We start from the raw sequence: 12,979 nt of genomic DNA on the forward strand, positions 1-12,979 counted from the left end.
AAATTAAAACTTACCATATTGTTGCAAACTTGTTTCGGTATGCAAACAGGTTAAGAATAATGTATGGTCTCAAATAGTATTGGTGCTGAGAAAGGAATATGCGTATGTCTAGTTTAATATTTTTGCTTTAATTTAAAGATGTATTTCAACAACCATGCTATTTATTGCATATAAAAGCTTTTTCAGTCTATGGGTTGAAACTCGTTATAGTAAATCTGATAAGATTGCCACGATATTCTCTAGTTTTTGTTTAGACTTCTCTGTGAGAGAAATTGTTGCAGATTCGTCTTCGGTTGTTACCGTAATAAAATGTATTTGATTTAGTAAATAGTTTTGGTAATCGGCATAAGTGGTTTTTATACTTAATCTATGCGAAATCTTTTCATCTTCCTTTTGAGTATAAAATGTTTTAACGGATTCTGTGATGTATTCAGTTTCCCCATTATTAATAACAACTTTATTTACTGTATTGTTTTTGTTTAGTAAAACTGAAAAGTTAACTGTAACAGAATCATTTTTTCTGTCAGCTCTTCTAAAAGTAGCGTCTAGAGTTGCTTTATCTTCGGTTGTACTTATGTAATCTATTGGTTTTACAAAGTATTGCATTTTACCATCGCCAAGAAAAAAATCTTCAACGTATTTAGATATTTTTCCTGTTGCAGCTGGTTTTATACCACCACAACTATAAGTGCTAAGTGCAATGAATGTAATAAATATTACAATAGGAAGCTTATTTAGTTTTAACATCTGCATCAATTGAAATTATAAATCGTTGTTGAGATAAAGAGTCTTTAGAAAATCTATTATTAAATTTATCATTCTTTAAAATCGTAATTCCTGTAATCTCACTTAAAGAATCTACCATGTGTTGATAAAGAATAATTTTGCTCGTATTTATAGACTTGGTTTTGTAAATGTTTTCTTTAACAATAGTAGAGTCTAGGTCTATAAAAAGATAAGTATTGTAATCTTTATGTTTTATTGCTTTATATAAGACTAAGTCATTTTTCGCAAAAAGTGTCTTTAACTCTCCAGACTCATTAACCTCCACACCAGTTTTGGTAATTTCTGTTTCCCCATCTTTTAATAAATAAACGTGACCATCGAAAAGCGTAATTTCTTTTTGAGAAACTTGGCTACAGTTAAAAAAGAAATAAAAAAAAATGGGTAAAGAAACTCTACCCATTTTTAATATGTACTTATAATTACTCACCTGTAATGATAGTTTCATAAGTTACAATAAGACCTAAAACGTTTTTGATTTTAATGTCTACTGTAGAAATTTTAGAAATACCACCTTGCTTAGCAGCAGTTTTGATACTAGCATCTTCGTCAAAAGCGAAACCTAAGACAACAGTTGCAGAAGATTTACCAACTTTAGAACCTACAGAGTTACTAGTTGCAGTAACTGGCATAGTGATTGAACAAGCTGTTAATGATAATGCTGCGAATGCTACGAAAGCACCTTTTAATAAGTTTTTTTTCATAATTATAATTAATTTGATTAGATTTCAAATATAGAATATATTTATAAATATTAAGATGGATTTAAGGTAAAAATATCATCAACTCTTGCCTTAATAAACTAATCAATATTAACTCTAAATTAGAATTTTGAGATTTAATTGAGCGAAATCTTATATTTCTGATATGTAGCATGTTATTTTTTTTGTTGTATGAAAAAACTTATAATTATTAATGGCCCAAATCTCAATCTTTTAGGTAAGCGTGAACCAGAAATATATGGACACCAAACCTTTAAAGATTACTTAGAAATTTTAAAAGAAAAATTCTCTAATGCCGAGCTCCTTTACTTTCAATCTAACATAGAAGGTGAGCTAATATCAAAAATACAAGAGGTTGGTTTTGATTACGATGGTATCATTTTAAATGCAGCTGCTTATACGCATACTTCTGTAGGTATTGGTGATGCAATTAAAGCGATTTCTACACCTGTAGTAGAAGTGCATATTTCTAATACGTTTTCTAGAGAAGAATTTAGACATCAATCTTATATTTCTCCAAACGCTAAAGGTGTAATTTTAGGTTTTGGTATGCAGAGTTACGATTTAGCTATAGAGAGCTTTATATAAGTATTAAGTAATGCGCTAGTAATTAAGATTCATAATTTGATTCATAGTTTAGGTTGTATGAAGTATCAATTTCAAGTTTTCATAATTGTTTTGTTATTTGGCGGTTTGTACAAATCGTTTGCACAAACGGATTTTGGTATAAAAGGCGGAATTAATAAAACCTTTTTTAAAACGGATAATGGTGTATTTGGAGATTTTTCATCTGCAGAAACTGGTTATTATGGTGGCATTTTTGCCGACTTTTATTTGGAAGATAACTTCAATCTGCAAGTAGAATTGCTTTATATTGGGCTTAATGATTTTAAGTTTTTAAATGCTCCAATTTATTTAAAATACCAAATTGCTTATAATTTTAATATTCTTGTCGGCCCAAGTTTAAATTATTTCTTCGATTTCTTTAATGCTAAACTCAAAGTGAGAGCAGACTTAGGATTGGCTTTTAATCTAACCTCAGATGTAGATATTCATATGAAATACGTCATAGGTTTTCAGGAAATTTCACCTAATGGAGTCTTTTTAGGGATGGGACTTAAACTATAGTCTTAAGATTGTATCCATGATCCAAGCCATTATTCTACCTCATTTAAGTCTGTTAGTTATGATTTTTTACCATAAAAATTTAAGAATTTTCACAAGGATTTAACTGTTATTTTCAATTTGATTGTGATTTAGTTAGGATTAATTAACAATTTACCAAGTTAGGTTTGTGATTATTAATTTCTAACAATCAATTAATTATGAGAATTTTTACTTTTATTACAGTGTTTTTGTTTTCCACTTTTATTAGTTCGGCACAAGATGAATTCATAACCTCGAAGAACAAATTTCATTTTGGAATTAGGCATGGTTATAGTGAATTGAATATTTCGAACAGTTATACTTCTATAGGAAGAACAAGTGTTTACGCAGGTTTGTTTTTAAGCAAAAGTTTATCTGAAAAGTTTAGTTTACAATTGGAGGCTAATTACTCGCAATCAGTGCTTTTAGATATTCCGTTGCTTTTAAAATATAAGTTGACCAATAAATTTGATTTGTTTACAGGACCTCAATTAAATTTGTCTATTGACAATGGGAGTTTACGAGGTTTTGAAGATGAAAAATATGGATCGTCATTTTTACTAGGAGCTCAATATAACATAAATTCTCATTGGTTTATTGACGCAAGGTATACTTACGGATTAACTGATCAGTTCTTAATTGATGTCTATGATGAAACACCGCATTATGGAAGTAAAAACAGTTTTAATTTTGGAATAGGTTATAAATTTTAAGTTGTATGAGAGTTTTTAAAAAGAAATCTAGAAATACTTTTATACTTTTTATTTTAACTTCTTCATTTTGTTTTGGTCAATATAAATTTCAATTTAAAAAATTACAGGAGGATTTTGCTTCACAAAATTGGAATTTAACGGTTAATGGAATTTTTTTGAAGGAAGATGTTTCTTTTACAGCAAGCCAGTTTGAGTTTGTTGGTGCAGAGGCTGGATTAATTGAAGTGCCTTTATTACTTAAAATAAAAGTAACCGATAAATTGAGTTTACTGTCTGGTGCCAAATTAGATTTTTACAGATTAGAGAATGGTATTTCTACGGATGTTGGTGTGTCTATTTCAAGCGGCTTGCAATATGATTTTATAGAGAATGCCTTTCTTCGTGCAGGATTTAATTATCAATTAAATAATTCTGGTTCCCACTACAATTATAACTTTGGAAACAGATCGAGTCTTTTTTTTAAATATGGAATAAAGTTCTAAAAAAAATGCGATTCGTAAGAATCGCATTTTTATATTGTACATTATTTAAATGAATTTTGTTTCATTTAGTAATGATTATAAATAGTTATTTATAAATGAATTACTTCATCATAAGCATCAGCTACAGCTTCCATAACAGCTTCACTCATTGTTGGGTGAGGGTGAACCGCTTTTAATACTTCATGGCCAGTAGTTTCTAATTTTCTACCTAATACAGCTTCAGCAATCATATCTGTAACACCTGCACCTACCATATGGCATCCTAACCATTCTCCATACTTAGCGTCAAATATTACTTTTACAAAACCTTCTTTTGCACCACTAGCACTTGCTTTACCAGAAGCAGAGAAAGGAAATTTACCAATCTTTACGTCTAATCCTTGTTCTTTAGCTTGCGCTTCTGTTAAACCTACACTCGCAATTTCTGGTGTACAGTATGTACAACCAGGAATGTTTCCGTAGTCTAATTTGTCTACATGTTGACCAGCAATTTTTTCAACACATATAATTCCTTCAGCAGAAGCAACGTGCGCTAAAGCTTGACCTGGAGTTACATCACCAATAGCATAATAACCAGGAATATTAGTTTGATAAAAATCATTAACCAAGATCTTATCTCTATCAACAACAATACCGACATCTTCTAACCCAATATTTTCAATATTAGATTTTATACCAACAGCAGATAATACTAAGTCAGCTTCTAATATTTCTTCTCCTTTTTTAGTTTTTACTGTTGCTTTTACACCTTTTCCAGATGTATCAACAGAAGTTACCTCTGAAGATGTCATTATTTTAATTCCAGATTTCTTAAAACTACGTTCTAATTGTTTAGATACGTCAGCATCTTCAACTGGTACTATTTTATCTAAGTATTCTACAATTGTCACTTCGGTTCCCATAGAATTGTAGAAGTAAGCAAATTCAACACCTATGGCGCCAGAGCCTACAACTATCATTTTCTTAGGTTGTTTTTTTAAGGTCATCGCTTGTCTGTAGCCAATTACTTTTTCGCCATCTTGTGGTAAACTTGGTAATTCTCTAGAGCGTGCTCCTGTAGCAATAATAATATGATCAGCAGAATAATCTTTACCATCAACTTCGATTTTCTTTCCGGTTTTTAGTTTTCCATAACCTTCAATTACATCGATTTTGTTTTTTTTCATCAAAAACTTAACGCCACCACTCATACCTTCAGCAACACCACGACTTCTTTTTACTACGGCATCAAAATCATGCTCGTAATCTTTTACTTTTAATCCGTAATCTTCAGCATGTTTAAGGTATTCAAAAACTTGAGCAGACTTTAAAAGCGCTTTAGTTGGAATACAACCCCAATTTAAACACACACCACCAAGGCTTTCTTTTTCTACAATAGCAGTTTTAAATCCTAATTGTGATGCTCTAATTGCAGTTACGTAGCCTCCAGGACCACTTCCTAATACTATAATATCGTATTTACTCATGGATAAGTTTTTTTGTTTAAGTTCTTTGAATTACAAAAATATGAAATTCCGAATAGTAAACAGCAAATTCCAATTCAAAAAACACTTTGAAATTTATAGTTATCTGTAGTCTTTTACCTTTTTTTAGTTTTAGTCAAACATCATCTGTAAAATGTTTTCGGCTTTTTTCTCGTTTGAATTTTGAGTTATTAAAATGTTTTGACTCTCCTTTGGGAATAGATAACGATTGCCAATTACTACCTTTAATTAGTTTTCCGATATATACAATTTGTCCTACATGATAGGCGTAATGCATCATTTGTCTATTAATGGCTTCAGTTACAGAATGACCTTGATTTCTAATGTAAACTATATAGTCTAAATCTTTGTTTTTAAGATTTTTAATCGTTGTTAGTAAACAATACCATCCATTTTGCCACGACGTAATTAATTGCTCTTTTGTACTAAAATTGTCAATGAATTCTTCGTCACGTTTACGCCATACTTTTTCGCCATCTTCGGTTAAAAAATTGGTCCAACGACTATGCATATTACCAACAAGATGTTTAACGATGATGGCAATAGAATTTGAATCTTCTGAATGTTCTTTTTTTAATTCAACCGCAGAAAGTTGTTCGATTGTTTTGTCTCCAAGACTTTTGTAATATTCAAATTGTTTAATAACACTAGGTAAATAGGTTTCTTCCATAACTTCTGGATTAGTCCTTTAAATTTAGTGATTCAATTTTAGAATATTAATCTAATGAGATAGTTAGATAAAATATCGTGATTGCTATTTTGAATTATTCATCCTCTTCGGCAACGAATTTTAGTGCTACACCATTTATGCAATGACGCTTGCCAGTAGTCTCTTGTGGTCCATCATTAAAGACGTGTCCAAGGTGTCCTCCACAAGTAGCACAATGTTCCTCGTCTCTAGTATAACCGATTTTAGTATCTGTGCCATAGGCAACATTACCTTTAATTTCTCTATCAAAACTTGGCCAACCAGTTCCTGAATCAAATTTATACTCACTTTTAAATAAAGGTGTATTACAAGCAGCACAATGATAAACGCCTTTTTTATAATTTTTATTAAGTGCACTAGAAAACGGTCGCTCAGTGCCCGCTTCTCTTAAAACGTAGTATTGTTGTTCTGTGAGTATCTCCTTCCACTCAGCCTCAGTCTTTGTTACAGTGAACGTTTCTTTTTCTTTAGTTTCATTTTTTTGAGCAGAACTATTACAACTAAAAAATAGACTAATTACTGTTGTTATTACGATCTTTTTCATATCTTAGAATTACAAAATTTCATTTTGGTTATTCGTCGTAATTAGCTTTCATTAATTACAAAATTGATTTAATATTTTTTTTACGTTAACATATGCCATTATATGTTAGTCTTTGTCTTTTTTATTGTTAATTTAACAGCATAAACAATTAGATATTCCTTGTCAATGAAAATTATACACATAAGTGCAGAGTGTTATCCAATCGCCAAAGTAGGTGGTTTAGCTGATGTTGTAGGAGCTTTGCCTAAGTACCAAAATGAAATTGGAGCTGATAGTTCAGTGATAATGCCGTTCTATAATAATAAATTTACTCAGGCAAATAAATTTACGTCAATATATCAATCTGAAATATTCTTAGGGAATCAAAATGTTAGTTTTAATATTTTAAAAGTAGAGGGTTCAGTTTTAGAATTCGATGTTTTTTTTGTTCATATTGAGTCTTTATTGTATAAAGAATATGTGTATTCAGATGATGACGTAGATCGTTTTTTAGCTTTTCAGATTGCCGCATTAGATTGGATTCTAACTTTAGAAAAGAAACCTAATTATATTCATTGTCACGATCATCATACTGGGCTAATTCCTTTTATGGCTCAAGAGAGTTATAAGTATGAAAGTTTAAATAAAATACCAGTTATAACAACTATCCATAATGCACAATATCAAGGTTGGATGACTTATGATAATTTGTACAAACTTCCTAGATTTAATATTGAAAAAGTGGGCTTAATGCTTTGGGATGGTATGATTAATCCTTTGGCTGCAGCTATAAAATGTGCTTGGCGAGTTACAACTGTTTCGCCTAGTTATATGGAAGAATTAAAGTATAATGCCAATGGACTTGAATCTTTATTAAGTGCAGAAAGTTCTAAAACTATTGGGATTTTAAATGGCATTGATTCTGAAGTTTGGAACCCAAGTACAGATGATTTTATTATTAAAAACTACAAGAAGACATCAGTCGAAGCAGGGAAAAAAGGAAATAAAAAATGGTTGTGCAAAGAGTTTAATTTAGATGAAAACAAACCTTTATTTGCCTTTATAGGTCGTTTAGTTGGCGAGAAAGGAGCTGAACTCCTGCCTTATGCAATAGATTATGCATTGCGCTCCAATGATATATCAGTGCTAGTATTAGGTTCTGGAAATAAAGACACCGAAAAACAATTATTTGATTTAATACCAAAGTATGCGGGAAGTTATAATGCGTTTATTGGGTACGATGAAAGGTTGTCCCATATTATCTACGCAGGAGCAGACTTTTTATTAATGCCTTCTCGTGTAGAACCATGTGGATTAAACCAAATGTATTCACTGAGATATGGAACAGTTCCTATCGTTAGACGAATAGGCGGATTAAAAGATACTGTTGTAGATATTGGCGATAATGGATTTGGAATTTGTCATAACGATGTTTCAGTTCAGGATATTTTAATTTCCATCAATAGAGGAAAAGAATTTTACAACGATAAGAAAGCATTTAAAGTAAATAGGAAGCAAATAATGAGTATTGATCACTCATGGAAAGTTTCTGCAAAAGCATATATAGATTTATATAATTCAATAAGTTAAACTTAAATATTGCGATATAAAATAAATGAATAACTAAAATAATAAATAACTAACTAACTAAATAAATAAATGGTATGATAAACAATGAAGTATTGTCAATTATTCTTGGTGGAGGTCAAGGATCACGTTTATATCCTCTAACTGCAGACAGATCTAAACCTGCTGTACCAATCGCTGGTAAATATAGATTAGTGGATATTCCTATTTCAAATTGTATTAATTCAGATATAAAAAGGATTTACGTTTTAACTCAATTTAATTCTGCTTCTTTAAATCAACATATCAAAAACACATACCACTTTAGCTTTTTTAGTAGTGCATTTGTAGATGTTTTAGCAGCTGAACAAACGATGCATAGTGATAAGTGGTTTCAAGGAACTGCTGATGCTGTGAGACAAAGTATGCACCATTTTTTGCAAAATGATTTTGAGTATGCTCTCATACTATCTGGAGATCAATTGTATAATATGGATTTGGAAGACATGATTGCGAAGCATAAGGCTAGTAATGCAGAAATTACCATTGCAACCTATCCTGTAAACGCAAAAGACGCCACAGGTTTTGGACTTTTAAAAACAAATGAAGAAAATGTAATTACATCATTTATTGAAAAACCAGATGCTTCTTTGTTACCAGATTGGACATCTGATGTTGGAGATGAAATGAGAAGTGAAGGTAGAAATTATCTCGCATCAATGGGTATTTATATTTTTAATAGAGATTTGTTAGCAGAATTAATGAATAACCCAGACACTATTGATTTTGGTAAAGAAATTATTCCGCAATCTATACACAAGCACAAAACCTTAAGTTATCAATACGAAGGCTATTGGACTGATATCGGAACCATTGATTCCTTCTTTGAAGCCAATTTAGGATTAACTGATGATATTCCTAAATTTAATCTGTATGATGAAAATAGAGTATATACTAGAGCAAGAATTCTACCAACATCTAAAATTACTAATACGGTTATAAATAAATCAGTAATTTCTGATGGCTGTATAATACATGCGGATAAAATTGATAGATGCGTTATTGGTATTAGATCTAGAATTGGAAAAAACTCAGTTGTTCAAAATACTTATATGATGGGGAATGACTCTTATGAATCTCTAGCAGATATGGAAGCAAATCATATTGAAAACCTATTAGGTATAGGAAATGATTGTAACATCAATTATTGTATCGTTGACAAAAACTGTAGAATAGGAGATAATGTGATAATTGAAGGCGGTAAGCATCTTGAAGATAAGGAAACGGAAAATTATTTCATAAGAGATGGTATCGTGGTTATAAAGAAAGGCGCAACTATTCCTAAAGGTTCAGTAATTAAATAATAAATGGCAGAAGTAATAACACACAGTCTTTTTACCGATTTTGACATTAATCTTTTTAAATCTGGAAAGCATTATCGCTTATACGAAAAATTTGGGTCTCACATCACCACTATAGATGGTGTGGAAGGCGTTTATTTTGCAGTTTGGGCACCTAGTGCTAAGATGGTATCTGTAGTTGGCGATTTTAATTTTTGGTCTGAAGGTGAGCATAAATTAAATGTTCGATGGGATTCTAGTGGAATTTGGGAAGGCTTTATTCCTGGATTAGGAAAAGGAACTAAGTATAAATTTAAGATTCTTAGTAGTAATAATGATATTACTACAGAGAAAGCAGATCCTTACGCTAGACGCGCTGAGCATAACCCAAATACAGCTTCAATTGTTTGGGATGATGATTATAAATGGAGCGATGCAAAATGGTTAAAAAAACGAAAAAAGAACAATGCTTTAGATGCACCGTTTTCTATATATGAAGTTCATTTAGGATCTTGGAAAAAGCAAGTTGAAGAAAATAGATTCATGTCTTACGTGGAGTTGGCTGATGATTTAGTCAATTATGTAAAAGAAATGAATTTTACGCATGTAGAATTAATGCCTGTAATGGAATTTCCGTATGATCCATCTTGGGGTTATCAAGTTACTGGTTATTTTGCCCCAACATCACGTTTTGGTTATCCAGAAGAATTCAAATTATTAGTAGATAAATTACACCAAAATGATATTGGTATTATCTTAGATTGGGTGCCTTCTCATTTTCCAGAAGATGCACATGGTTTAGGCTTTTTTGATGGCTCGGCATTATATGAACATCCAGATCCTAGGAAAGGGTATCATAATGATTGGAAAAGTTTAATTTTTAATTACGGTAGAAACGAGGTAAAATCTTTTTTAATTAGTAATGCTATATTTTGGTTAGATCAATTCCATGCAGATGGTTTACGTGTGGACGCGGTTGCATCCATGTTATTTTTAGATTACAGTAGAGAAGATGGGCAATGGGAACCGAATATGTTTGGAGGACGAGAAAATCTGGAAGCGATGTCATTTTTAAGAGAAATGAATGAAGCCGTGTATTCTGCTTTTCCAGATGTACAAACAATTGCTGAAGAATCTACAGCCTTTCCAATGGTATCTAAACCAACATATATGGGAGGATTAGGTTTTGGTATGAAATGGATGATGGGTTGGATGCATGATACACTTCAATATTTTGCAAAAGAACCAGTTTACAGACAATACCACCAAAATGACTTAACGTTTTCAATGACCTATGCGTTTACAGAAAATTTTATGTTACCCTTAAGTCATGATGAAGTCGTTTATGGTAAGAAATCGATCTTAGGAAGAATGCCTGGAGATGAGTGGCAACGCTTTGCTAATTTAAGACTATTGTATTGCTATATGTTTACACATCCAGGAACTAATTTGTTGTTTCAAGGTGCAGAATTTGGTCAAAGTGGCGAATGGGATTTTGAAAACAGTCTCGATTGGCATTTATTACAATATGATCCACATAAAGGTGTTCAAGAGTTAATTAAAGACTTGAATAAGCTATATAAGAAAGAACCTGCCTTATTTCAAAAACAATTTTCGGCTGACGGATTTGAGTGGATAGATTATAACGATTCTCAAAATTCAGTTTTTACGTACATTAGAAAAGGAAATGAATCTCAAGATGATTTAATTGTAGCTTGCAATATGACACCTGTTCCTAAAGAAAACTATAAATTGGGTTTACCTAAAAAAGGAAAGCTTAAAGAAGTTTTTAATAGTGATTTAAAGAAGTACTTCGGTAGTGGAGAATTTACAAATAAATTAAAAACAACCAAGGAAGAAGCTTGGCATTTTAGAGACCATTCTATAGATATCAATATTCCTCCTTTAGGTATGGTAGTTTTTAAATATGAAAAGCAAGTAAAAGCTAAAAAGAAAGCTCAGCCAAAAGTTAAAGTGAAAGCTAAACCTATTAAAAAGGCGAAGGCAAAACCTAAGAAGATTAAAAAATAAATTAAATAAAAAATGACCTCAAGTGTTTTATAACTATTGAGGTCTTTTGTTAATAGAAAAATTGAAACCATATAAAATATGTCTTCTAGAAGAAATGTTATTTTCTTTAATTACAGTATACCATGTCTTGCAATTATTGTAATTGTAATACAAATGGTTGTTGTTAAAACTCAAAATCTAAGTAAATGGAAAGGTGGAGGTTATGGTATGTACTCAGAAATTCATTATTTCTATAATCAAATTCATATTCCTAATTTATCTGTGGATTCATTGGTGGATGTCAATTCAAATTTAAAAAATTCTTTGGGCTATTTAATGCTAATGCCTAATGATAATAGAATTAAAGAATCAGCACAGCTTATTTTAGAAACAACTAAAAATGATAGTATTTCTGTTCAATTATGGAAGCCAGTAGTAGATTCTAAAAAACAAAGTCTCACGAGGGTTTTGGTCAATGAAATTCAACTAAATAACGGTGATCTTTGAAGTATTGGCAGAACATAAAAGAGCGGTTAGAAAATCATTGGCAGTTAACAGAACAACTATTAATGTTGTTTGCCTTTATCTACATTGTAGTTTTAGCTAATGACTTTAAAATATGGAAATTATGCATACTTTTTAGTGGTTTTTTAGTTTGGTTTTTAATAGGCAAAAATGCGAAGCATCCTATTTCTTGGATAGTAATTTTACTTCTTTTAATCATAGATCTTGTTGGTTCATATTTTTGGGTTGCTAACCATCATTTTTTGCTATTATTTGTAGTGCTATCAATGGTGTTCTATGGTTATCATCAAAGCAACGTTATTCTATATAAAAATGTTCAAGCACTTCTAATCATTGTTTTATGTGCTTCTGTTATTCATAAGTTGTTTTCTTATCAATTTATTAGCGGTAATTTCTATTATCATTCCATTAATCAAGGCACAATTTTTAAATCTTTATTTTATTTCTTTCCAGATAGTTTGGAAATAGCGAATAGTAATGCTGAAAGCATTAAGGAATTGAATGAAACCGATCCAAATTTATTAGGTAAAATTAAATTAGTTGATGTGTTTCCAAACCTGAGAATCATTACTATTGTATTTGCTTGGATGACTATTATAGTAGAATTTCTAGCAGCAGTGGCTTTATTGAGCAAACCAAAAAGTAAGTGGACTCATTTAGTTTTAATTGCAATGATATTAGGTATTCTCTTCACTAAGCTAGAAACAGGGTTTATGTCTTTACTTTCCATTTGTGGTTTGCTATTATGTAATCATTTAAAACTAAAGATCGTTTATCTCATCGTAGCTATAGCATGCTTAACCATGATTATTACAAAAATTGGGTATCACTAATCGAAATTTTGATATTTGGGTGACTCGTAGATTATTAATATTTGAATTCAGCGTTCTACTATTGCGAATAATAATAAATAACACCTAATTTTTCCTATTATCGTAAAAACACAACCCTAAAACGATATAGTTGGTGACAATTT

General features: G+C 30.9%; 15 protein-coding genes. 9 read left to right on the forward strand and 6 right to left on the reverse strand.

What is annotated here, in order from left to right; translation table 11 throughout:
• Nucleotides 1–204 precede the first annotated feature (204 nt).
• Genes Q0891_RS11345 through Q0891_RS11355 form a run of 3 tightly spaced genes read right to left on the reverse strand, consistent with a single transcriptional unit; the run spans nt 205 to nt 1,487 of the window.
• Nucleotides 205–747, reverse strand: coding sequence for a hypothetical protein (locus Q0891_RS11345; protein WP_299101674.1), 543 nt, complete (start codon nt 745–747; stop codon nt 205–207).
• A complete protein-coding gene (locus Q0891_RS11350) occupies nt 731–1,231 on the reverse strand; it encodes a hypothetical protein (RefSeq protein ID WP_299101678.1) in 501 nt (166 codons plus the stop codon). The genes Q0891_RS11345 and Q0891_RS11350 overlap by 17 nt, the downstream gene beginning before the upstream one ends.
• Complete coding sequence (locus Q0891_RS11355) at nt 1,206–1,487, reverse strand: TRL-like family protein (protein WP_299101680.1); 282 nt, start codon at nt 1,485–1,487, stop codon at nt 1,206–1,208. The genes Q0891_RS11350 and Q0891_RS11355 overlap by 26 nt, the downstream gene beginning before the upstream one ends.
• A 189-nt stretch (nt 1,488–1,676) precedes the next feature.
• Here Q0891_RS11355 and aroQ point away from each other — a divergent pair, with 189 nt between their 5' ends.
• From aroQ to Q0891_RS11375, 4 genes are all read left to right on the forward strand, one after another.
• Nucleotides 1,677–2,093, forward strand: a complete 417-nt coding sequence (aroQ, locus tag Q0891_RS11360; protein ID WP_299101682.1) for a type II 3-dehydroquinate dehydratase — start codon at nt 1,677–1,679, stop codon at nt 2,091–2,093.
• Nucleotides 2,094–2,150: 57 nt separating this feature from the next.
• On the forward strand, nt 2,151–2,633 hold the full coding sequence (locus tag Q0891_RS11365) for a hypothetical protein (protein ID WP_299101684.1): 483 nt from the start codon (nt 2,151–2,153) through the stop codon (nt 2,631–2,633).
• A 197-nt stretch (nt 2,634–2,830) separates the two neighbouring features.
• Nucleotides 2,831–3,364, forward strand: coding sequence for an outer membrane beta-barrel protein (locus Q0891_RS11370; RefSeq protein WP_299101686.1), 534 nt, complete (start codon nt 2,831–2,833; stop codon nt 3,362–3,364).
• Nucleotides 3,365–3,369: 5 nt separating this feature from the next.
• Nucleotides 3,370–3,846: a hypothetical protein gene (locus Q0891_RS11375; RefSeq protein WP_299101688.1), complete on the forward strand. Its 477-nt coding sequence runs from the start codon at nt 3,370–3,372 to the stop codon at nt 3,844–3,846.
• Between the two features lie 89 nt (nt 3,847–3,935).
• Here Q0891_RS11375 and lpdA read toward each other — a convergent pair whose 3' ends face one another.
• The 3 genes from lpdA to msrB all read right to left on the reverse strand — a co-directional run bounded on the left by lpdA (nt 3,936) and on the right by msrB (nt 6,583).
• Nucleotides 3,936–5,312 carry a dihydrolipoyl dehydrogenase gene (gene lpdA, locus Q0891_RS11380; protein ID WP_299101691.1) on the reverse strand — a complete coding sequence of 459 codons (1,377 nt, stop codon included), beginning with the start codon at nt 5,310–5,312 and terminating at the stop codon, nt 3,936–3,938.
• Between the two features lie 133 nt (nt 5,313–5,445).
• Nucleotides 5,446–6,000 (reverse strand): DUF1572 family protein, encoded by a 555-nt coding sequence (locus tag Q0891_RS11385; protein WP_299101693.1) that lies wholly within the window; start codon nt 5,998–6,000, stop codon nt 5,446–5,448.
• Nucleotides 6,001–6,094: 94 nt separating this feature from the next.
• Nucleotides 6,095–6,583: a peptide-methionine (R)-S-oxide reductase MsrB gene (gene msrB / locus Q0891_RS11390; RefSeq protein ID WP_299101695.1), complete on the reverse strand. Its 489-nt coding sequence runs from the start codon at nt 6,581–6,583 to the stop codon at nt 6,095–6,097.
• Nucleotides 6,584–6,748: 165 nt separating this feature from the next.
• Between msrB and Q0891_RS11395 the strand changes: the two genes are divergently transcribed.
• From Q0891_RS11395 to Q0891_RS11415, 5 genes are all read left to right on the forward strand, one after another.
• Nucleotides 6,749–8,152: a glycogen synthase gene (locus Q0891_RS11395; protein WP_299101697.1), complete on the forward strand. Its 1,404-nt coding sequence runs from the start codon at nt 6,749–6,751 to the stop codon at nt 8,150–8,152.
• A gap of 74 nt (nt 8,153–8,226) precedes the next feature.
• Entirely contained in the window at nt 8,227–9,492 is a 1,266-nt protein-coding gene (locus tag Q0891_RS11400) for a glucose-1-phosphate adenylyltransferase (protein ID WP_299101699.1), read from the forward strand.
• Between the two features lie 3 nt (nt 9,493–9,495).
• A complete protein-coding gene (gene glgB, locus Q0891_RS11405; RefSeq protein ID WP_299101701.1) occupies nt 9,496–11,499 on the forward strand; it encodes a 1,4-alpha-glucan branching protein GlgB in 2,004 nt (667 codons plus the stop codon).
• A gap of 78 nt (nt 11,500–11,577) precedes the next feature.
• Nucleotides 11,578–11,985 (forward strand): hypothetical protein, encoded by a 408-nt coding sequence (locus tag Q0891_RS11410; protein ID WP_299101703.1) that lies wholly within the window; start codon nt 11,578–11,580, stop codon nt 11,983–11,985.
• Nucleotides 11,982–12,836 (forward strand): hypothetical protein, encoded by an 855-nt coding sequence (locus Q0891_RS11415; protein WP_299101705.1) that lies wholly within the window; start codon nt 11,982–11,984, stop codon nt 12,834–12,836. The genes Q0891_RS11410 and Q0891_RS11415 overlap by 4 nt, the downstream gene beginning before the upstream one ends.
• Nucleotides 12,837–12,979: the final 143 nt, after the last annotated feature.

Source organism: uncultured Winogradskyella sp., assembly GCF_947498005.1.
In the GTDB taxonomy this organism is placed as follows: Bacteria; Bacteroidota; Bacteroidia; order Flavobacteriales; family Flavobacteriaceae; genus Winogradskyella.